Source organism: Paenibacillus sp. Cedars, assembly GCF_003184205.1.
In the GTDB taxonomy this organism is placed as follows: Bacteria; Bacillota; Bacilli; order Paenibacillales; family Paenibacillaceae; genus Paenibacillus_AQ; species Paenibacillus_AQ glucanolyticus.
Map to the genome: position 1 here is coordinate 3883124 of NZ_CP020866.1, position 20246 is coordinate 3903369.

A 20246-nucleotide genomic window follows, 5' to 3' on the forward strand; every position below is an offset into this window, starting at 1 on the left:
ATTCGATCTAGCTCGGATCGTCCTTACAGCTTGTTACGGATTCAGATCGTGTAACGTATCCTCCGAATCCATCGGGGATACCGGCTCCAGTGACCCACTTCCCGGTTTGGAGTATACATCCTGCTCGACAGAACGGCTGTAAACATCAAGCAGCACAGGTGCTGCCGGAGCATGCAGCGGCTCAAGCTGCACCGACGTTCTCTCCGGGATACTGCACCCGCTCCCGAGAGTAGATATTACGATGAATGAAAGAAGCAGCCCTGCTTGTTTGAAACGATGGGATTTCCCACCTCTCATGCCATTCACGCTCCTCTAATGGAAAAATCATGCTCTATGTAGTGTGAACCGGAACATGATTTTTTATAACGAGAAAACCATTGACAGCCATAATGTCTGCTGGTAATATATGAATTACCTTTTTAAATATTTCATGATCTGTTAGCTCAGCTGGGAGAGCACTATCTTGACAGGGTAGGGGTCAGTGGTTCGAGCCCACTACAGATCATAACTGAAAACCCTTGATGCCGTTGGCGTCAGGGGTTTTCCCTTTTCTTTTCGAAAGAGGCTTTTTTAGTAATTGGGGTCCCGCTGGGGTCCAATCAATTGTGTCTTCTCAAAAAAAACAGCCCAGAAATTAATACCTGGACTGATTTTCTTACTTTATGCATTTGCCAATCTGAATCCCCGCCTGAATAGCTGTTGGAAAAATGTAGTTAACGTCTCTACGGGTTTTTAAAATGAATAAGTTTTCTATACTATTAGCCACCTCTGATAATTCAGGCTTTATTTCTTTTATTTCCTCAAGATGTTCGACTAGTTCTTGATATAAATCATCCGTATGACTCTCACACGATTCCACTGCTTCATTCAATTTTCTCTCTTCAGCAATCGACAGCCATTCCTCCAACATTGATTGACAACCCCCTCAACTGTTTATCTGGTTTGCACCTGAGTTTTACCATGTTATAATTTACCTTTGGATCACCTCGTTTTTTTGAGAAAGGAGTATGTATGAAGTTTGAATAACATCTCCCGTGGGAGGTGCTTGCTTGGCGATCTGATATTCCAACGTGGTTGGACTCATGAACACTATGCTTCTATATCAGGCCGTTCTCCTCGTATGATTTCCTATTTTTGCAGTAATGAAAGAACAATGTTGCCTGAGGATATATACGTGGCAATGTTAATTTTCAACTGTGAAATCACTGATATCTACGAGTTTACAGAGCAAGCTGCGGATTAGTTTTCCGCCTCCCTCCGGATGTGTCCGAACAAATTGTTCGGAATATAGGTAAATTATACCTCTTTATCTCCCATCTCTCAATTGTTAAAATTTAACATTAATAACTCTCCCATTACTTTTTCCTATGTACAATCCACACTGGTTTTGGAATAATATTACTACGAACAAGCGTTCTTATCAAGACTTGTTTTCATTTTCACGAAAAGCTATCATAGAATATATGTTCGCATTTTTAGAGGACGGGTGAGGGTGAAATGAAAATAGCAGAGGCCATTACAAGCAAGGATCGTCACTATGTCAAACGTTATATAATCATAACTCTTGTCATTGCAGCATTCGAGCGGGACTGCAGATACATAGAGAAGCAGTTGAAGACGCCGGGGCCTTATGTGGACATCATCAAGCTGGCGACGGAGAATGCATGGGCGGATATGAGAGATGTAAAAAAACACTTTTGGTTAAAAGGCATGAAGTTATACGAAGAGAAGCGAACACCGCTTGGTATTATGGCGAAGTTTAAATGCAGAGGCTACGAGTCATCATTGGAGCTTCGCTGGGAATACATCTCAGCTGAAGCGTCTATCTTAATGCGCAAATATTTAGGGCTTGATGTTTCGGTATATGGAGACCCAACAACACCGGGACATTTAAGGGAGCAATATTAAATTTCTGAAGTAATCAACAGGATACTTTTAACCCTTGTAGAAGAAGTAAGGGAAACAAGCTTTTAAAAGGGGGCTACTTATTTGAATTTCATTAAACACCAGTTAACAGTTGAGGATATCAAAACACTCACCGAAAAGGAATTAGAGAATTTTCATGATTCCATACTATGGGGAGATCCTGAACCGGGAGAAAGCTTTTACGATTTTTCGACTGATGAAGTCCATACAATTACTGAGGTCAGATCAGAGAGCAGTAGCTATTATCTAGTGTACGAGGGTGGAAAAACAGATGATTGGGATACATGCTTCCCATTGCTTAATGTCGGGCAGCTATTGGACCTTCTTTCATTTGAAACGAACATAGAGGTTCGCAGTTGGGGAAGCGGCTGGCTCGTTGTATATGAAGATCAGTTTTTCAAAGTAGGGCGAAACGAACTGATTGATGTTTTATTTAAAGCCTTGAAATTGAAAATTTCCAAATAAAAAATGGACCCCCTCTGGCCTATGCCGAAGGGGCGCATACCGATGTTCCAGGTATTAGACCTACCTGTTTGTGTCGATACAGTAATATAGGGTATATATATTTTACTACAACAAAAATAGAGACTCTATTTGGTTCATGATCAATTCATGGTATAATTTAGTTGACGCAACACCAGAATTTAGATACATTACTTCTAATGAACTAAAATCTCATTGAGGGAGTTACAATGAAAATCAGGACTTTTTTAGTATGTGAGGATGTGGACTTTAACTCTGATGATAGTACTATTGTCATAAAAAAAATGATGCGAGGAATACTCACCAAAAAATTTCCAGCAAAAGAGACAGTATCTTTCTTGCTAACTTTTGAGGATACTCCACAAAAAGACGGAGAGTTAATAATTTCCATTCTCAGTAACAAAGGTAAGCCGGTAATAAAGTATAAGTTTGATTTATTAAGGAGTCAAGACGCCATCACAGCTGATATGGATATAACTTTCCCAGAACCAGGAGAGTACAAGCTAAAAATTACATATGGCGACGAATTCCTTGGTAAATATAGATTCCCTGTAATCAAGGATGGTGATGAAGATGAGTAATTCTAATATCTGTGCTCTTGAATATAATGGGATTAGGGATTTGAATAATTCCATGTCTAGAGAAACATCGGTTATAGGTTTCCGCTTCTCGGATGATACCAAGCCCGTGAAGTTAGCACAGGTCAAGGTTGCTAAAAAGGATGTAGTAAAACCAAGGAGTGGTATTACTATGTTACATAACATCAATGTCAAAAAGATCGGATCTCTACTTATGCTAGCCTTAGCACTTGGAACCATAATAACATCTCTGTCTGGATCAAACGCATTTTCAAATATCGGGGCTATTATTATCGTTTTATCCAGCTTATTTGTCGCTTTCATGTTCTGGTCGGATGATAACGAGCGAAAGAAGGTATAATCGTTGTCTGAAGCACCTCTAAATGATCAGTCAGCGCCTTCACCGCAAACTTCCACTGCCCCTGGAGAAGGAAAGCTGCGCTTGCCTGATTTATTTGGGAAAATTTTAGATAGGCTCCCTATGTCAAAATTAACTGCTAAGATGAGCTACTGCATTATCTTTGCAGTCATGCTGATCATCTTCACACTTATAATGTCTTCCATCAAGACATCTCCCACTGATTTCCCTACCTCATGGGATATGCGAGGTATTATCGCTATATTTTGTATTATCTTCTTTGTAGGGATTTGGGATAGGATAAAGGGATCTAAAAGCAATCCTTAGTAAAGCCCCCGCAGATTAACATAGCGGGGGCTTATTTTATTTATTTTTCAGATTCAATTGCCTGCAGCTGCTTCTCTAGCTCTGCGATCCTGTCGGTATTGCCGCCGATCAATTTAAGGAAGTTCTTCCGCAGTCGATACATCATAACCACTTGTTCCTCTCGTGTGACCGGCGCGCCTGGTCGGCTGCCGTCTACATACCCGTTCTTCTTCATCTCTTCCCAGGCAGGATCTGCCCAGGGACTGACCACATTAATATCTCGCTCTTTTGTTTCCTTCACAGTCTCCGATCCCCCTTTCACCTTGTCGTATTGATAAAGGTTGTACTCATCCATGATTGAAATCAGCTTATCCGCATATTTAGGGTCCGTCGCGTAGCCTGCCTCCTGGATCTCCCTCGCGGCCGTCTTACCGTCCACCCCGATAACCTTCTTGTACTTGTTTCGGTCCCAGCTAACCCCGTTCAAAATCAGCTTGGTATGATCGGTGATGGACTCGCCCCAATTGTTATATGCACGGAAGGCGGCGTCTACTTTGATCGGCTTTCCATTCACATATTCGGTTGTAGGCATCGTACAGCTGCCGGCTGGCCCCCTGCCCTTAATCCCGAAGAGATTATTTCCTTTCTTCGTAAGTCCAGATGTTCCCCAGGCGCTTTCGAGAGCAGCCTGGGCAATGGTCAACGATGCCGGGATAAAAGTGTTCTTCATGTCAGCAGCGGCGAAAATAGCGATCTTCTGTATGAATGCCTGTTTGCTACTCATTAGATCCACCTGCTGCCTTTGCTGTTTGTTTGAGCAATTGATGACCAAGCACAGCAAAGGCTCCAGCAAGCACGCCCTGAATAACGGCTTCTACACCCCAGCCAATGATAAAGCTGGTCATAATGACAGCAGCGATTACCACAATGTAAACTATGGACCAATTAGGCACAAGCGGGGTCGTTTTGAGAATACCTCCGAGAATCCAGCAAACGGCCACGACAGCAAACAAGCGTGGGTCAATCAGTTGAAATATTTGCTCCCAATCCATGATTAAGTCATTCCCCTCTCAAGGTTTATTTTTCTGGTTCTCGATCTGCCTTTCGCAGAATCAAAAACAGGTCATATCGTTTATTCCAGGTGAGCCATGCGAGCGAGACCAGACCGGCCGTAGTGCCGACCTGTGAAAGCGTCCATCCGTAATGCAGCCAAACATCTAGCTCGGCGCTCCCAAACCCGAAAGCAGCTGCCGCGCGGATCAGCAGGACGATGAACATTTTGAATGTATAAGCGATCAAAAAAAAGAGCATCGCCAGCATAAACACGCTGACCACGCCCACCTTGAACCGCTCATTAAAGTACGCCTTATGAGCATGAATAATATAGAGTGACGCCGCTATCGAAATGATGTACAGCGGAATCAGGATTAAATTAATGAGCTCCATGTTTGACATGGCTGCCCTCCCCCTTGTCGTAAACTAAATAACGCGCAAATCGGTTGCGTTCGATTTCATCCTGAATTTCCTTTGACATATTTTTGTATCTGTCAATGGATACCGCTACCCGATTCGATGCACGGTGTATTTCTATTTCTTTTTGCCGAGGGGTAAAGAGACGTTGAATCAGCTTGTTTAGCATGTTCATCCCCCCCTGCCCTCGGTGTGGTCAATTTTGAGTTTCTGCAATACCTCCAGTGTCGGCGACATAAATGCAGCCCTTTCCTTGTCCAGGACCTCCTGCAGCCGGTCCCTGTCCTCTTCAGCTCGGTCCAGCAAATGCCTCGGGACCAGATCCCCCCGGACCAACATGCGGACGATATAAAGCAGTACCACCATTAAGACGATGGCCAAAATGAGAGCAACGCCGTATTTATCCGCTAGTTTAGCCCAACCCTCTATTTCCCCTGAATTCATATACTCGCTCCTTTCCTGTTAAATAACAAGAAGCCCCCGGACCACTCAGGGGCTTGCAGTTATACGATATTCCCATTCACGTCCATTCCTCCGATTTCCAACACTTCGCGCACCTTCTCACGGCTCTGGGTAGGAACATCTTCCAGCTTGATCACACCTTTATGGATCATCATCACATACACAGCCAGCATAGTCTCACCCCCCTTCACAAGAGAAATCGACCACCGTACCAACAATCTAGCCAGCCTATGCTTCCAGCGCATGCCGCACGTCCTCCCGGCAAGCTTCCGGTACGTTATCAATTTGGATGACACCTTTCAAAATCATGTTAACGTAAACGCCAATCATACAGGACCACCCCCTTCCTTCATCTCAAGAATCATCATGTGCAGCTCCATCAAGGCAAACTGATTAATCGTGCTTTCTTCAGCCAGTTGTTCATTTCGGGCTTCGGCAGCTGCCAGGCGCTCCTTCAATAGATCCACTTCCGAAGGCTCCTGCGGCTGTGGTCTCGTAATCTCCTCGATCTCTTCCGGCGTTAATCCTTCGATCCATAACGTCGGTTGCACCGGAGCAACATAAATAGGCGGCTCCCCGCGTTCCTCTTCCGGTAGTGCTGCCCACTCGCCATAGGCTTGCTGGAACTCACTCAGCGCAGCATCAACGGCGTCACGATACGCCTCCCAGCCGTCAAGATCGAAGCGCGGAAGGAACAATCCGGGCTTAACCGGCACGCCGACGATGTACCCCGCTATTTCCGGTTCAGGCGCTTCTTCCTCCGGTTGCTCATCTGCTTCTTGTTCGGATTCTTCCGGATCGGCGGGCGGCTCCGGCTCAATCTCCGCATAAAAAGGGACGACACCGGAAAAGGCATCGTCCACGAGCGTATCCTCTAAATAGAGGCCGTCTGTATTTACTTTTGGTACGGCTTTCATGTGATACCTCCTTTATTGTTCGGCTAGGAATGTAATTCCATCGATGGATACCCAAGTCGCCGCGTTGAAAAAGTCGGCATAAACAGCCCCGTCAGTAGTAATGGTTACTAGCACTGGGTGAAGTCCGGCTGAGCCATACGCTATTCCGATCATATTTCTATTTTGAACTGGCCGGAACCCTTTGGGTAATCTGAATATTATTGTTCCGGAGCTCCCCGGAGTTAAAATACCTTTTAGCTGCACGGTATTATTACTATCTTTTAGGAAGCTTATCGCGGTGTTGGTTGTCCATCCATTAAGCAGCGTCGGAGAAATCCACCCCGGCACATCCTTATCTGCCTTTTTATTCATTAGCACGGAAACAGCGGTCGCATTCTGCTGCACGGCATCAGTCAGCTCTTGCAGCATGGCCTTTTCGTTAGCTGCGTACGATCCGCTGAATGGTACGATTGGCGATTTGTCCAGCGTCAGGTATGTTGCGGAATAGGTTGCTGATGGATCGTAAATCATCTTAGTCTGTAGTTCCTGTGCAAGCGCCCCGTATTCCGATGTTACGTAATATCTCCAACCGTTATCTCGCAAGCTGTTTTTATATATGGCTTCCACGCTTTTAGCTTTATATTTAAAGCCTTTTGAAGAATTATTAGCTACAGGGTTACCGATGTTCCATACACCGTTGCTATCTAGGGACGGAATGACACTCTCCCGAACCACAATCCCCGTCCCAACCTCGACCTGATTATCGCCCTCATTAAACGTCAGCATACCTTCGGAAACGACAGGCTCGACTGTTGGCGTGGCGAGTTGGTATACGAGTTGGTAGGACGTATAATTGGGTGCTTGTGTAGTCGGTAAAATGGAAGGTTCGTCCCCTGACGTTAAGCTTCTCCATCTTTTTGTTCCTGATGTATATGGTATATTGGAGTCGTTCGAATCTCCCTGCCACATCTTCCAACCCATAAAATACGCCTTAATCTCGTCGGCTGTCGGAGTGTAGTTGTCGCCCCATCCACTGTCTGCGTTGGAGATAGAGATATAAATGGACCCGTCAATGGATGTCTCTGTCGTGTCTGCTCCGTTTGTTGCCCATAACCCACCGCTCGTTGCTGTTTTTAATATTTTCCCATCAAACTTAGTAGATTTTTCTGAATATTGTTTCCACGCTGGGAATTGATTTGGGGAAGTGAGAATAACTTTAAACCCAGAAAATGCTGCAGGCGATATAATCCAGTTAATCGAACCTCCTAATTCAATTTTTTTCCACTTCGCCAACTTGAAAAACTGCCCGTCCTTTTCGAACACTTCATCAGCAATCGCACCCGTCAGCGGATCGGCGTGTAAGTCCGTTTGCAGCGCGAGCATTGAGTCCTCGCGTGGTTTGAACGGTTTAGGCGAGGAGCCGAGTGTGAGCATTATATTTTCGACAACATACTCACTGACAGCGGCACTATCAGGCGATACAATACGAACTGTCATAGTTTTGACATTAGCCGGAGTAGAAAATGTATCTGTCCCATTACTTGTTCCACCGCCACCAATTGCAGTTCCGATTGTGTCTAATACAGACTTACCAGACTCATCGAGCCCTAATACATCCACGTAAATTTGGTCATATCGTTCTACACCATTTTGATAGATTTTCGCCTGGAGTGTATAGGTAGTATTAGGCATAACAGGTATGAGATTGGAACTATAGTTTACTACTGTTGATCCCGTTGATTTAACTAAGGCCGAATGAGCCGACACTATACTCAAATTAGTAGTAGTACCTTCAAATAGTGTAGGGGCCAAATTCTCCCCGTAACAAATCGCATACGGATTTCGTACAGGCTGAACGCTATCGACGTACGGATACTTGGCTGCGACTTGCTCCGGTGTCATATTAGCTAAAGCACTATATTCCTGAAAACTAATTTCGTAGATACGAACAGCATCAAAAGTACCCCACTGCCCTGCTGCACCTTTTACAGCAAAATCTATATTTGCTTTGATACTGGTGGCTGGCATGAATCTGAAGAACCCCGGCCGAAAGAATGTGCTTGTAATTTTCCCAGAAGCTGCGCCTTGTCCAGGTAATGAAATAAAACACCCTTCCGTAGCATTACCATTTTTTATATCAGCAACCACTACATAGCATTTACCTGAATCAAACGAGACGTTAAAAACTCCCGACCCGTGAACTTCTCCAGCTGAAATTATAACTTTTAATCCAGCACTTCCCTGTGTTTTATTTACCGTATCTATTTCTAAATCAGCTTGAAATTTTCCAAAGTCCCTGGTTGTTTCTAATCCGCCCACCCTTCCCAGCAGATTCACCAACGTTCGCCCCTTGACCCCAGTTAACGAAAAGGCCGCGCGCCGCTGTGCGTTCAGGATCTGCAGCCCAGCGTTTAGTACGACGTCCTGGCGCTGCACGGTGTCGAGGCGTTCTCCAGCATGTTCAATTGCCGCATTGACTCTCCCGGCAAATTCATCTACCGAATCGGCGTTCTGATCGATATACTTCTCCAGATCGAAGTACGTAGTAGATGGGGAAGAACGATCGATCTTGTTTAATCCTAAATTCGGTGTTTTTGGGTTTGCCACTAGGCTCCTCCTCCTAACAATCTATCTTGTGTCGTCATTTCAATATGTTCGATGGTCATTGCCTCCACTTCGGCAATGGTCAAATAGCGAAGCGAATATTCCACGGACAAGTGTGCGGGCTTGATCTCTTCAATGGCAGCCTTGAGATCGTCAATATTTGGCGGCAAACCATAGGTGTCAATAAATTTGATGACGATCATATAATCATCGGGTCGAACATTTACATCTATCGCCCCGCGTTCATATGCTTGAGCAACACTTTTTAGGAGGCTGCCGGACACCTTGCCTTGACCGCGCATCTTCGAGATGACAACAGATCGGCGTTGCTCAATCGGTTTCCCCGCCTCTGCCACAATCTGAAGGTCGCTCTCGTATCGGCTAATTGCCCAGGTCGCGGATTCCGGATAGGCTTGATTCAGCAGCTCCTCGATTCGAGATGCCATCAGATCCATTTCAGGTCCTTCGGCATTGATCAGCTGCTCCATCTCTAGCACGCCGTCGTAGTATTTCGGTAGGTAACCTTTTAACTGATCGTATCCACTCATGTTACCGTCACCGTCCCGAGCACAGCGACGCCATCCATGCCGATTTCGATGTTCTTCTCCTCTCCATTCACAAACAGGTCGGAATAGTCAATGACCGGCGGGATCCCGAGAATGATCCCTTGGATTCGGGTATACCGAACGAGCGGATCCGTGAAGGCCAGGTCACGGAAATAATCGGCCGCACCGCGCTCCAGCTGCTCCTTGACATCATCCACGGTCGCGCCTGTAGCCAAAGTCACTTTGACCGATATGTTGATCGGGATCTCCGTAGCCCCGACAACCGTAGTCACGGAACCGATAGGTGCAGTTCCCTCCCCCATGCCGTCCTGTGTTGGATCAATATACTGCTGCACGGCTTCCACGACAGCAACTGCCGGCGAGCGCATGTCATTGTTTAGTAAGACGACTTTCACCGTTCCGGAGCCGTTCCATAATGGAAATGCTCGTGCCCGGCCAACGCCTGTGATCTCTCGTGCCCATAACTCATACTGGTACCGGTTGCCGGACGTGATCGGACGTGAAACCTTTTCCTGATACCGCTCGTAAAGGACCGCATCCTCTTCCGTATCTTCGCCGGCCAACAGCAGCTCCGTCAGCTCGCCGCGTCCGAGATCTGAAATATACTCGATTGGGATCAAGGCTCCGAAATGACGATTGCCCTCGGACCCGGCGGTTTCACATTCCATCCGATAGTTCCCTGTGGATAGTCGTTCTATTGCGACATAGTTCAGATCCCCGAGGGAAAAACGGCTGCCGATCGGAATATCCAGCAGCGCGCCGGATCCAGAATAAAACACGGCCCGGAGCTGCGCCTTACTCGCCATCTTCCGATTGATACCTGACCAGGCTATGGATCGGTCCAGATATTCACCGCTGGCCGTATCCGGGAAACGCAAATTCGCATTTAAATCCAGTTCGACATACATTTGAGCCAGCTCGACCGCTGCCGGAGCGAGAGCATCATAAATGATACTTCCTTCGCGCTTGTCAATTCCATCCGGTACCCGGTCCAGCATTCGCTCCAGAATGATCTCAAAGGTTTGATCCTCGAACACCGTTACACCTCCTGTTCTTCTTGATAGGATCCAAATTCCGTATCCACCGTGAACCGGACCAAGGCCGTATCCATGCCGTATTCAAAGCTAAAGCCGGTCACGGCGACAATCCGGTCGTCCTGGGTTAGTGCTTCGGTTACCCAGCGTTCGACCTCGCTTTCGAAGACTGCACGCCCACGAACCTCGCCCAGCTCCAACTCATTTCCGTAATTTCCGGAGTATATAAGATGTTCAAAGCGCTGAGTCGAGAGGATTTTAAAGACGGTCTGCCTGACGGCTTCGATCCCGTCCACGGTTTGGCTACTGATCCGGCCGTTTACTCGATCGAACCGATAGGTCCGGCTCGGGAGCGTGACCGGCTCCAGTTCCTCGTCTGTCATTTCAACGTCACTTTGAGGGATCATCCGCTCACCGCCTTATCCAACACTAAATACTTCTGTCCACCTTGGACCCGAAGCAGAATCACAGCGTCACCCACGGCCAGTCCCTTGCGTATGACGATTTTATCCGTCAAAGCTTTCTCTGTATCAGGAGAACCAGAAAGCTTGTGAACGTGGCTCAGGTCGATCTCATAGCGTGTTAGGGATTCCGGTACAATTAAAAAAGCCTCCGGGAGCGTCAGGCGTTGATCCAGCCTAACCTCCAAGGGGCTTAATGATACGACGGTTCCAAATTGTATAGCGACCGGATTACTAGCGACTACCGCTTCCACGGCCGCCCTTTTAATGATATCCAGCATACTTACACCATCCTCAAATCAAGGGTCATCGTGTGCTGCGCTCCAGATATGGAATGCACGCACTCATCGACCAAGAAAAATTTATTGATCCCGAAACGAGAGATCTGGATATTCACATACATCCCTGCCCGCAATCGGAAGTCACCGATCGCTTCGATCTTCATCTTGCGGGTTTCTCGATTCTTGGCCGTGATTAGCCGGGTCAGGAGATCGTTAATCTGAGCCTTGGTCATATCCTCATCCACGCTTTGATATAGCTGCAGCTTACCCCATTTTTTAATCCGGCTGCTGTCCTCGATCTTGAAGGTCTCGCGTTTGCCAGACTTCTCATTATCTTTATAAAGCACGATATGGTTATAGGTGTCCTCGTCGATGGACTTGCTATATGTGAAATCCGTCATCAGACTTCCTTCCCCTATAACAAAGCCGTACCTCATCTGAGTAATGTTTTCTAAAGTCAGCTGCCCAAAATCGTCGTAAAACACGAAATTGGAACTGTACTTAATCAGCGTTGTATCCAGAGCCCAACAAACCATATCCATCAGAGTCTGATTATCCTGCAGGAAGTTTGGGATCTTGTACTTGGTATCAGCGAGCTTCCCGGTCTTCAGGCCGAAGTCCTTGGCGATTCGCTGAATGATCTGGGTTGCAGTTACGTTGGTCAGGACATAGGTATGATTCGCGTTTAGATACCGCAGTTGATCGTAAGCCAAGACCTTTGCTTCTCCATTCAGCCCCATTTCGAATCTGAAGATGTAGCCCATGAATACCTTATTTGTACCGTCTGTAAACTGGACGATATCCCCGTTTTGATAATTGAATTTCTTGTCCTGGTAAACGCCGCTATCAACCAGGGTGAACTCCAATGAAGAGGCCTTCCCAATCCGGGACGTAGAGTAACGGATATCCTTAACCACGCTCGATACGTCCCAGACGTTGCCGTCCTTGTTATCAATCACGATTTTCATAGCATCACCCCGGCAGCTTAATCACGGTTCCGACCTTCAATTTTTTCGCCTGGGCCTCCGTGATATTGTTCAGTTTCATGAGCTCCTTGTACCGGCTGCCGTCCCCAAGATGCGTCTTGGCGATTGTCCAAAGTGAATCTCCGCTTTTGATCTTCACCGTCTTAGGCTTGGCGCGCTCATCCGGTCGGTCAGGCTTTTTGGCAGCGGCTTGTTTCTTGCTGGCCGATGCGGCGGCGGACGTTTTCGCAATCGTCACTTTTTTGGCCGAGTAAAATACATATTCCTTAAGGGTTAATGTGTACTCAAAATCCCCAGGGGCGCCGCCGACCTCCTTATAGTTAAACTCCTCGATGGATGCTGGGATGTTGATCTTCAGGCCCTGGCTGATATAGATAAAGCGAATCGGCTTCTTTTTATTCATCCAGTCCTCAATTCGGCGGATATAATCAGCAGGGGCGTCAAAACCTTTGGATGGTATGACGTTCTCCATGTCCGCGGGAAACACGCCGCTGAATGTAATCACTTTGAGCTTTGGCGCATCGATCGCGTTGATCCATCCAAGGCCGGCGACGTTATGCTCTTCCCCTTCGCCTTCGCCCTCGATCTCAATTTCCTCCGGAAGGACGGGGATTTCAAAAACAACAGCCCTGTTGTTAAAGCTCAGCTCAATGCTATAATCCGCCATCAGTTATACACCCCTTTGGCGCTGGCTGCGACCTCGTCCTCAAGTCGGGTTGTCAGTTTCGTTACGATGGAGTCCAGATCACCGCTGTTGTTGATATTGCCCGTCTTCAGGGATACGGTAGGCGTCAGGGTTACGAAGTTTTGAATATTCTTCATCTCTGCGATATTCCGCATGATTTTCAAGTCCTCGCTGCTGATATCCACCTTCCCCTTGATCTTATCAACCTGGCCGACCTTCCCGACCTTATCAACCTTTGGTGTTTCCGCTAGAGCAGGCATTTTCATTTCTGGAACCTTATAGTCGCCAAGAGCCGCATCCTTTTGCTTCTTCTCTGCTTCTGCTTGCTCCTTGGCTCGTTTTGCAGCGCGGTCGTTCAACCATTTCTCAACCTTGGCTTCTCGTTCAGCCGCCTTCCCTGATGCCTTCTGTTGAGCTGCAGCTATTTTGGCTTCCCCTGCTTGGCGAGACGCTTCGGCTTGAATCTGGGCTTCAGCAGAGAACTGAACGCCGTTAATAAAATCGATAGAAACAAAGTCAAATTTGTTCAGCTTTTCAATTAAACTATTTATCCTATCAATCGATCCATTAACCATTTCTTCCATCGACTTTAGTACACTAACCTTTGCGTCCTGAAATGCATTCGAAATGCCATTACCGATTGTCAAAAAGAACACCGGAATTTGGTCAAAGAAGTTTAGGATCGCATTCCATGCCCGCATGAAGCCAGCGGCAAACTGATCATTTGTTTTCCAGAGATTATAGAGCCAGGTAATCAATGCGATAATACTCGTGATGATCAGAATATAAACGTTTGCTTTCATCACCGTATTTAATCCCATCCACGCATACTTCAAACCGTTAACTGCTGCAGCTTGAATAAATAACGCCCCTGTCTGGATACCGGTGGCAACGGCACCCACAATCATGGCACCCTTGTTTATAGCCATAATCAAAGCCAATGATCCGAGCGCTCCGACCAATCCGTATACAATAGGCTGCAACAGAGGCCAGTTGGTCCTCATGAACGTGAACACCTGGGTCGCCGTATCTAAAAACCATAAGAGTGACCGCACCGCGCCGGAAATCGCCCATGACAACATGTCAAAGGTATCTTGGAATGCTCCTGAATCAAAGCCCGCATTGATTTTGTCAAATAAAGGCGCTAGTGACTGTAGTCCCGATTCACCCGCTTGGGCCATGTTAAACTTAAAAGTTTGCAGAGCTTTGTTCCACTTGGCAGCCGGAGAGTCTAGCATCTTTTCAAATGCCTCTTCGGTCAAGTTCTGCTGATCGAGCATCTTATCCATACCTTTGATAAATCCATCAACATCGCCTCTCATCCCAGCCAGCCGTGCCTCGCTATCCTTGAGCATACTTCGGCTGATATTAAAGCGTTCGGAGATGGACGTATAATCACCGCTCAGAAGCTCCTTCAAAGAGAACGCCGCCCCCTCGAGCCCTTCTGTCGGATTCAGCTTTGCAAGGCGCATAGAAAGTTTATTTATCTCCGTTAACTGCTTCGGATCCATCGTCGCACTCATAAAAGACATACTCCCGAGCAAACTCGCGTCTACGTCTTGACCGTACTTGAGCGCCTGCTGGACCGTCTGGTCATAAATTGCCTTACCTAGAGCATCATTACCGGATCGAGAGGTAAAAGTATTAACCATCTCCTGTTGCTTCATCGCGCCACCGATCGTTGCCCCACCGAGTTGCTGAATTCCTTGAAAGGTAAGATACGATGCAGCAATTCCTTTTATCGCACTCGCTAACCTGCCGGTTTCCTTGTGGCTTTGCCGAACCGCGTCATTAAATCGATTCTGCTGCCTTGTGGAGTCCTCGATCGCATGATTGATCTTACTTTCGGCCGAGGCAATCTGGTTCTTTGCGGCTGCCAGCTGGCGGTCGATGTTGTGGTTCCGGCTCGTTGTCCGCTGCATTTGCTCCATCGTCCGGATCACCATATTCATGGAACTAATGACGCTTTTCAGCGGCCCGGTCATGGCATCATACATTTTCAACGTTGAGGAGACCGTGGTCATAAACCTACCTCCTTCCTGCCAAAATAAAAGACGCCCTCACAATGGAGAGCGTCAGTTTATCATTTTACACTGTCGAATATTTCAATAGCCTTCTCGTTTTTTGTCTCCAGAAGGAACGCACCTTTTCTTGGCCAGTCAGCCATCTGATCATGCGTATCTAGATCCTTTTCAGCATCTTTGTTAGAAGCATATTCATAAATAGCAACCTTTTGATTCTCAACATAAAAGATTACGCCATCTTTCGCTTTAAGAATCTGAAACATCGGCTTCTCTTCTGGATCTACCTCGATGCCTGCATCCTGATAAGCCTTGATAAATTTGTCCAGTGTCAAATCCTTATTCTCCGTCTCAGCGGATCCACATCCCACGACAGCAACCAATAGCAGCAAGAACACTACAAATAAACCCAATGACTTTTTCACAAATTCGTCCCCCTGAATAGGTCATATTTCCCAACCATTCTACCAAATTTTTCAGGCTTGGGTCTACCGCTTTTTGCTATTGAGCTTTTGGGCTTCTTGTTTTTCCTTCTCAATCCGGACAGAAATCATGCCATAGATGGCAGCCCGTTCCCGGACCGGCAGCGCCATGAGCTCGTGGGGAAGGATATGCAACTCGTGGAGAGCGTAGTACGCATAGTTCGCGTCACCATCGCCCTCCTTGATTAGTTTTTTACCTCATCTACTAACTCGTTTACGTCCCTATCAAAGCCGTTCATGGCCTGAGCTCGTTCAGTTAGTGCAGCATATTCACCAGGGAGGAGCATTTTGCGCAGAAGCGCTTCAGCCCCCGTCACGCTGTAGGATTTTTGCAGATCCGCATTTTGGAGATCGGGGAATACAACACAGCTCGTCGTTACACGGGCCATGTAATCATTCGGATCAATCTCCGGCAAATAGACACCGTTCTTACCCTTTACCTTTCGTGTGGCTGCCTTACGGATCTCGCTGTTCTTCTCCTCGGTAATGCTCCGAAGTTTCCACGGGACGGGCTTTCCGTCCGCATCTTTGAAGCGTTCCGAAACTACGAAATCCTCCGTTACCTCCAAAGCGGCGTTAGCTGCAAAAAACATAGTCATGTCAGACATATTTATTCTCCTTTTCTATTCAATGGATTTTAGATTATTAGGATCTTTAAACCGGTTCTTGGAACGACTGGCCCAGATCGACGTCATCAAACGTAAAGCTGACCTCTTCCTCCAGCGCCTCCGATTCTGTATCCAACGAAGCCATAATGACGCTATCCAGGTTCACACCTTTAATGGTGACGGTCTGGGCACCGATGGAAGACGACGGGTCCTCGTTAGTGACGGTGACATCAAAAAAGACATCTTTTCCTGTCTTAATGTAATCGTACATTAATTGACGGAAGAGGGACGTTACGTAGTAAATTGTCATGGTGCCGGAGCCAACCCATCCCGTCGCTTTGTGCTGTACTCCGCGGCGGCCAAGGGTCCGCACCTCCGCCTTATTCTTTTCTACGGACGCTTCCAGCGTCTTAATGTAGAACATTTCATGAACTCGACTATTAATGGTTGCATAGGCTCTACCTTCCTGACCGGAAATGGTGTCCTGTGCCTTTAAAAAATCTGGCATGCATTACCCCTCCTTAGCGGACCAATACCCGCATATAGATTTTCTCGATCGCATCCACCGGCTGCACGCGCAGCTCGACGTATACACTGTCGGCTGCATCCCCTTGCTTCACAGAGACGTCTGACTGGGCGTCGAAATTCTGAACGGCTCCAATCCCGACGAGTGTTTCGATGTACGTCACGATTTCCTTACGGAACAAAGCTCGGCCATCCGCATTATTGTCCACCTTGCCGATGTAGAACTGTTCGAAGATTCGCTTCGTATCATTCGCCAGGCTATCCAATACGCGAAGTACACGGTTCTTGGATCGCTCTCGTCCTTTATCCGGGGTGAAGCTCCTGAACGTGTTAATGTCCTGTTCGACAACAGCGCGGCCAGATGAGTGGATAAAGAGGAATTCGCCGCTTCGCAGGGCTGCCTCAATCTCGCTGTTTGTGTAGCGGATATCCACGTCCACAGCATCGTCATAGGCGGAATAGGTCAAGGACTCATCTGCAGCAGCTCCTGCGGTAGCCCCGGCCACCCAGGCAACAGCCTTCACGTTGTCCAGGACAGAACCGTCGGATAGGATCACGCCGTTTTTGACGCTGATCACGCCCTCATAGTCTGCTGCTGCATAGTCAGCCATGACCACCTGCACCTTTTTGCCTTCTTGCTCCCGCATCCGTTTAATAGCTGCCGTGTATACGGGCTTCAGTGTGGCGTCCGTGGTCAAAAGTCCAATGGTATTGAAATCATAGCCCTCAATCTTGGACAGAAAATCCGTGTGGTCCCCGTTGGTCACAGTACCATCTGCGCCCCCGGTCAAGTTCAGGCCAGCCGTAACATCCGGCGCGCCGGTGCCGCTGAATTTGACCCAATTGTTTTCGACCAGTTCTTCGATCTCGGACACGATCTGTGTATCCATCACCGCGCCGGCAAGCAGCGTAATGACATCGAATTTCGCGGGATCATCAATGTTATTCTGAACGATAATCCGAATGTCGTTCCCGCGGAGTCCTCCGTACTTCGCTGTCACCGTCAGCCCTGTATTCGTGGCGGTCGCGGCGGTACCAGCATTCAAACGATACAGCAAGACTTTACTGGCTCGCTTCAGGGCTTCTCGCAGTGGTAACAACTCCGGAGCCGAAACATCAAAACCCAGAATGTCCCTGGTATCTGCCCCCGCCTCTACGGTAATCACTTGTTTGGATGGCCCCCAAGATAGCGACAACGGCAGCGAAGCAACGCCGCGTTCACCCAAGGTCCCCATCGTTTGCTCCGTCGTCTCAATGACGATGTATACCCCGGCACGGACCTTGTTTTGTGTTTTCCATGTTCCTCCTGCCATGTCTTAGACCTCCTTCTCTTTGAATTTCGTGATGACGGTCGCCGCCTCGTCCAGCGTATACGTCTTATCTGGCAACAGCAGGCCCGTCAGGATATCTTTTTCCGACGTAGTAAATCGTTTAGCTTCCACCAGCTGATCCTTCGTGTAGCGTGGCGCTGGTTGCGTCTGAGCCTTGATTTCTTTTGTGCTCATTTTAGACGTCCCTCCTGTTTGATATGATTCATCTTCGTTTCCGGCTCTTTGGTTTTTACGACATGGAAGTTGTACTCCACAAAAAAATGCAGTACCCCATCCACGATTTCAAACCTTATCCCGGTTCCCTTTGCGAGAGCTCCCGAAATCGATACCCGTTCCAGTATGCTGGTTAGATCTTCAGCCATGGTGTACATGGATTCATTGGTCTGATCTACGGCGTAGTACCGGATCACCATTGGATGGTACCTCATGTATCTTCTGCCGATTAACTGCATATGCTCAGGCTCTAAGAAGCGCACAAAAAAACAGGGTGGTGTTAAACCCTGTTTGATTTCCTCCCCCATGATTTCAATGTCGGGGAAAGCCGCATCTAAAGCAGCATGAACGGCGTATCTGACATCATTAAAATTAACCTGCGGCATGAGCTACCTCCTTGATGGCCGGCCGTTCATGATGTTGTTCAGCAATTCAGCCATTCGCCTTTCAAGATATCGGGGAAGTTCCCTCTCGATCTCCTGCATGCTGATGGTCATCATGAACTGACCTTCTACCCATTTGGTCAGGTCCTTACCGGTCCGGTGTCCGTATTCTACGAAAATGGCATAGTAAGTGTCGTTGTAGTTATCGACCTGGAACGTTCTGCCTATTCGTTCAACACGGCTTACCTTCCAATTTCGTCTCAGATTACCGGGAGATTCAGTATCCACACCGACGGGCGTACGCTTCTTGATTTTCCGGTTTGCTCGATAGGCCATCTCAAGCAAAAATTCCTCGATAAAACGATCAATGACCCGTTCATCTAAAGCCTTTTTAAATGATTTAGCCATCTTCTCAAGATCCGAAAAATCAACCTTTCCCCATTTGGCCACTACGCCCACTCCTTGCGCTGTAGACTGATCTCCTGATGGGTTGGATATATAAACGGCTCACCTGCGGTGTATTTTCGAGCAGGGGCGATGGCCTCCCACCCGGTTTGTGTGATTCGGCCCCGGGTAACTTCCAGCATGTCGCCTTGTTTGATCTCCATCTCAGGGGCTATAAATAACTTGGTTTCGTTGCTAATATCGTTCTGTGCTTCTGTTTGACCGTTCTGACCTAACGCCTTTTGAGATAGGCGGCAGGGCTGATCCGTAATGAAGGGTACCGGCTCAAGTTTTGTTTCCTTGGTGAGCTGATCCTTCACTTTGGCATTTCGATAGATCGTGGCTCGGTCTTCATACGTCTGTTCAATTGCGGCGCGGTACTTAACGTAATCGATCACGCTACCACCTCAGTTTCCGGTAATGATTGAGATCCACTCGATAATCTAAGAGTGCCTTATCCAACAGTCTGACATTAGGTTGTGGCGGAGCAGCTGGCTTGACCGTGGAAGGTTTGACGGATGTGTCACCGATCGACACCTCTGGGACTTCGACCGGCACCGGCGGCGGATACAGCAGTTCCCCTTGGTCCTCGGCAAGGACAGCCGAAACCATAGCCGCCCAAGTAGGGAGTAAACCATTGGGTATTTGATGTTGATTTGTATAATGCCGGATCCGCTGACCAACTTCAGCAATATACAGTTCCGCAAGCGTCTTGTGAGCATCGTCCGTTAACCCTAAACGGGCTTTAACAAGCGGCCATACGTCACTATCCGTTATCAGCATAGGCTTATGCCTCCATGGCCTTCTGAATGCGTTGGATGATATCATCCTTCTTCGTTGCGTCTCCCAGGTCGATCTCCATTTCCTCCGCGAAGTCCTTCAACTCAAGAACGGTCATATCTTCGATCTTTTTCGGCCCCTGCAGGCTGTTAGGATCCTGTCCCTTATTGGTGTTGTCCGCTGAAGGATCCACTGGAGAATCTTCCTCAACGACATCAACAAACTTCTGGATTCTCTTATAGTCCTCCTGGCTGATTTCAAACTGCTGCTTCGCCAGATAACGAGCACCGTTATGCCGCACCGGGATTTTCTTAACTTTAACGATCATGTGATACACCTCCATAAATGATAAGAGGGCCATTA

33 protein-coding genes and 1 tRNA gene are annotated in these 20246 nt (G+C 47.5%); 6 read left to right on the forward strand and 28 right to left on the reverse strand.

Annotated elements, in window-relative coordinates; translation table 11 throughout:
- Positions 1 to 33: 33 nt before the first annotated feature.
- On the reverse strand, positions 34 to 297 hold the full coding sequence (locus B9D94_RS19525; protein WP_148247744.1) for a hypothetical protein: 264 nt from the start codon (positions 295 to 297) through the stop codon (positions 34 to 36).
- A gap of 135 nt (positions 298 to 432) precedes the next feature.
- Here B9D94_RS19525 and B9D94_RS19530 point away from each other — a divergent pair.
- Positions 433 to 505: transfer RNA gene (locus B9D94_RS19530), tRNA-Val, on the forward strand.
- A 150-nt stretch (positions 506 to 655) separates the two neighbouring features.
- Here the strand turns inward: B9D94_RS19530 and B9D94_RS19535 are convergent.
- Positions 656 to 910, reverse strand: coding sequence for a hypothetical protein (locus B9D94_RS19535; RefSeq protein WP_148247745.1), 255 nt, complete (start codon positions 908 to 910; stop codon positions 656 to 658).
- A gap of 587 nt (positions 911 to 1497) precedes the next feature.
- On the opposite strand from B9D94_RS19535, the gene B9D94_RS19540 reads away from it, so the two are divergent.
- The 5 genes from B9D94_RS19540 to B9D94_RS19560 all read left to right on the forward strand — a co-directional run bounded on the left by B9D94_RS19540 (position 1498) and on the right by B9D94_RS19560 (position 3672).
- Positions 1498 to 1908, forward strand: coding sequence for a YhjD family protein (locus B9D94_RS19540; RefSeq protein ID WP_148247746.1), 411 nt, complete (start codon positions 1498 to 1500; stop codon positions 1906 to 1908).
- Positions 1909 to 1989: 81 nt separating this feature from the next.
- Positions 1990 to 2391, forward strand: coding sequence for a hypothetical protein (locus B9D94_RS19545; protein WP_148247747.1), 402 nt, complete (start codon positions 1990 to 1992; stop codon positions 2389 to 2391).
- Between the two features lie 227 nt (positions 2392 to 2618).
- Entirely contained in the window at positions 2619 to 2990 is a 372-nt protein-coding gene (locus B9D94_RS19550) for a DUF6941 family protein (protein ID WP_148247748.1), read from the forward strand.
- Positions 2983 to 3348, forward strand: a complete 366-nt coding sequence (locus B9D94_RS19555; protein WP_148247749.1) for a hypothetical protein — start codon at positions 2983 to 2985, stop codon at positions 3346 to 3348. The genes B9D94_RS19550 and B9D94_RS19555 overlap by 8 nt, the downstream gene beginning before the upstream one ends.
- 3 nt (positions 3349 to 3351) lie before the next feature.
- Positions 3352 to 3672 (forward strand): hypothetical protein, encoded by a 321-nt coding sequence (locus tag B9D94_RS19560; protein ID WP_148247750.1) that lies wholly within the window; start codon positions 3352 to 3354, stop codon positions 3670 to 3672.
- A 40-nt stretch (positions 3673 to 3712) separates the two neighbouring features.
- On the opposite strand, the gene B9D94_RS19565 is transcribed toward B9D94_RS19560, so the two are convergent.
- The 26 genes from B9D94_RS19565 to B9D94_RS19680 all read right to left on the reverse strand — a co-directional run bounded on the left by B9D94_RS19565 (position 3713) and on the right by B9D94_RS19680 (position 20211).
- Positions 3713 to 4435 (reverse strand): glycoside hydrolase family 73 protein, encoded by a 723-nt coding sequence (locus B9D94_RS19565; protein ID WP_148247751.1) that lies wholly within the window; start codon positions 4433 to 4435, stop codon positions 3713 to 3715.
- A complete protein-coding gene (locus B9D94_RS19570) occupies positions 4428 to 4703 on the reverse strand; it encodes a phage holin family protein (RefSeq protein WP_148247752.1) in 276 nt (91 codons plus the stop codon). Before B9D94_RS19570 ends, B9D94_RS19565 begins: the two co-directional genes overlap by 8 nt.
- 25 nt (positions 4704 to 4728) lie before the next feature.
- On the reverse strand, positions 4729 to 5106 hold the full coding sequence (locus tag B9D94_RS19575; RefSeq protein ID WP_148247753.1) for a hypothetical protein: 378 nt from the start codon (positions 5104 to 5106) through the stop codon (positions 4729 to 4731).
- Positions 5084 to 5290 (reverse strand): hypothetical protein, encoded by a 207-nt coding sequence (locus B9D94_RS19580; RefSeq protein WP_148247754.1) that lies wholly within the window; start codon positions 5288 to 5290, stop codon positions 5084 to 5086. The genes B9D94_RS19575 and B9D94_RS19580 overlap by 23 nt, the downstream gene beginning before the upstream one ends.
- Positions 5291 to 5292: 2 nt before the next feature.
- On the reverse strand, positions 5293 to 5565 hold the full coding sequence (locus tag B9D94_RS19585; RefSeq protein WP_148247755.1) for a hypothetical protein: 273 nt from the start codon (positions 5563 to 5565) through the stop codon (positions 5293 to 5295).
- Between the two features lie 59 nt (positions 5566 to 5624).
- Positions 5625 to 5828 (reverse strand): hypothetical protein, encoded by a 204-nt coding sequence (locus tag B9D94_RS31050; protein WP_172963972.1) that lies wholly within the window; start codon positions 5826 to 5828, stop codon positions 5625 to 5627.
- Complete coding sequence (locus B9D94_RS31565) at positions 5812 to 5913, reverse strand: CD1375 family protein (RefSeq protein ID WP_253806004.1); 102 nt, start codon at positions 5911 to 5913, stop codon at positions 5812 to 5814. Before B9D94_RS31565 ends, B9D94_RS31050 begins: the two co-directional genes overlap by 17 nt.
- Complete coding sequence (locus tag B9D94_RS19590) at positions 5910 to 6500, reverse strand: hypothetical protein (protein ID WP_216642856.1); 591 nt, start codon at positions 6498 to 6500, stop codon at positions 5910 to 5912. The genes B9D94_RS31565 and B9D94_RS19590 overlap by 4 nt, the downstream gene beginning before the upstream one ends.
- A gap of 12 nt (positions 6501 to 6512) precedes the next feature.
- Entirely contained in the window at positions 6513 to 9086 is a 2574-nt protein-coding gene (locus B9D94_RS19595) for a hypothetical protein (RefSeq protein WP_148247756.1), read from the reverse strand.
- The gene (locus tag B9D94_RS19600) at positions 9086 to 9631 is read right to left on the reverse strand and encodes a putative phage tail protein (protein ID WP_148247757.1); all 546 of its coding nucleotides are present in this window, start codon (positions 9629 to 9631) and stop codon (positions 9086 to 9088) included. The genes B9D94_RS19595 and B9D94_RS19600 overlap by 1 nt, the downstream gene beginning before the upstream one ends.
- Positions 9628 to 10686: a baseplate J/gp47 family protein gene (locus B9D94_RS19605; protein WP_148247758.1), complete on the reverse strand. Its 1059-nt coding sequence runs from the start codon at positions 10684 to 10686 to the stop codon at positions 9628 to 9630. The genes B9D94_RS19600 and B9D94_RS19605 overlap by 4 nt, the downstream gene beginning before the upstream one ends.
- A gap of 2 nt (positions 10687 to 10688) precedes the next feature.
- The gene (locus tag B9D94_RS19610; protein ID WP_148247759.1) at positions 10689 to 11090 is read right to left on the reverse strand and encodes a DUF2634 domain-containing protein; all 402 of its coding nucleotides are present in this window, start codon (positions 11088 to 11090) and stop codon (positions 10689 to 10691) included.
- Complete coding sequence (locus B9D94_RS19615; protein ID WP_148247760.1) at positions 11087 to 11425, reverse strand: DUF2577 domain-containing protein; 339 nt, start codon at positions 11423 to 11425, stop codon at positions 11087 to 11089. Before B9D94_RS19615 ends, B9D94_RS19610 begins: the two co-directional genes overlap by 4 nt.
- A gap of 2 nt (positions 11426 to 11427) precedes the next feature.
- Complete coding sequence (locus B9D94_RS19620; protein ID WP_148247761.1) at positions 11428 to 12393, reverse strand: XkdQ/YqbQ family protein; 966 nt, start codon at positions 12391 to 12393, stop codon at positions 11428 to 11430.
- Between the two features lie 4 nt (positions 12394 to 12397).
- Positions 12398 to 13078 carry a LysM peptidoglycan-binding domain-containing protein gene (locus B9D94_RS19625; RefSeq protein WP_148247762.1) on the reverse strand — a complete coding sequence of 227 codons (681 nt, stop codon included), beginning with the start codon at positions 13076 to 13078 and terminating at the stop codon, positions 12398 to 12400.
- Positions 13078 to 15120 (reverse strand): phage tail tape measure protein, encoded by a 2043-nt coding sequence (locus B9D94_RS19630; RefSeq protein ID WP_148247763.1) that lies wholly within the window; start codon positions 15118 to 15120, stop codon positions 13078 to 13080. Before B9D94_RS19630 ends, B9D94_RS19625 begins: the two co-directional genes overlap by 1 nt.
- A 59-nt stretch (positions 15121 to 15179) precedes the next feature.
- Positions 15180 to 15542 (reverse strand): hypothetical protein, encoded by a 363-nt coding sequence (locus B9D94_RS19635; protein ID WP_148247764.1) that lies wholly within the window; start codon positions 15540 to 15542, stop codon positions 15180 to 15182.
- 242 nt (positions 15543 to 15784) lie between these two features.
- Complete coding sequence (locus tag B9D94_RS19640; protein ID WP_148247765.1) at positions 15785 to 16207, reverse strand: phage tail assembly chaperone; 423 nt, start codon at positions 16205 to 16207, stop codon at positions 15785 to 15787.
- 46 nt (positions 16208 to 16253) lie between these two features.
- Positions 16254 to 16715: a phage tail tube protein gene (locus B9D94_RS19645; protein ID WP_148247766.1), complete on the reverse strand. Its 462-nt coding sequence runs from the start codon at positions 16713 to 16715 to the stop codon at positions 16254 to 16256.
- 13 nt (positions 16716 to 16728) lie between these two features.
- The gene (locus tag B9D94_RS19650) at positions 16729 to 18045 is read right to left on the reverse strand and encodes a phage tail sheath family protein (protein ID WP_148247767.1); all 1317 of its coding nucleotides are present in this window, start codon (positions 18043 to 18045) and stop codon (positions 16729 to 16731) included.
- Positions 18046 to 18048: 3 nt separating this feature from the next.
- Entirely contained in the window at positions 18049 to 18237 is a 189-nt protein-coding gene (locus tag B9D94_RS19655) for a hypothetical protein (RefSeq protein WP_148247768.1), read from the reverse strand.
- Positions 18234 to 18662 (reverse strand): phage tail terminator family protein, encoded by a 429-nt coding sequence (locus B9D94_RS19660; RefSeq protein ID WP_148247769.1) that lies wholly within the window; start codon positions 18660 to 18662, stop codon positions 18234 to 18236. Before B9D94_RS19660 ends, B9D94_RS19655 begins: the two co-directional genes overlap by 4 nt.
- A 3-nt stretch (positions 18663 to 18665) precedes the next feature.
- Entirely contained in the window at positions 18666 to 19109 is a 444-nt protein-coding gene (locus B9D94_RS19665; RefSeq protein ID WP_253806005.1) for an HK97 gp10 family phage protein, read from the reverse strand.
- Entirely contained in the window at positions 19109 to 19501 is a 393-nt protein-coding gene (locus B9D94_RS19670; protein WP_148247770.1) for an ABC transporter ATP-binding protein, read from the reverse strand. The genes B9D94_RS19665 and B9D94_RS19670 overlap by 1 nt, the downstream gene beginning before the upstream one ends.
- A 1-nt stretch (position 19502) precedes the next feature.
- On the reverse strand, positions 19503 to 19886 hold the full coding sequence (locus B9D94_RS19675; RefSeq protein ID WP_148247771.1) for a hypothetical protein: 384 nt from the start codon (positions 19884 to 19886) through the stop codon (positions 19503 to 19505).
- Between the two features lie 4 nt (positions 19887 to 19890).
- On the reverse strand, positions 19891 to 20211 hold the full coding sequence (locus tag B9D94_RS19680) for a hypothetical protein (protein ID WP_148247772.1): 321 nt from the start codon (positions 20209 to 20211) through the stop codon (positions 19891 to 19893).
- Between the last annotated feature and the right edge of the window lie 35 nt (positions 20212 to 20246).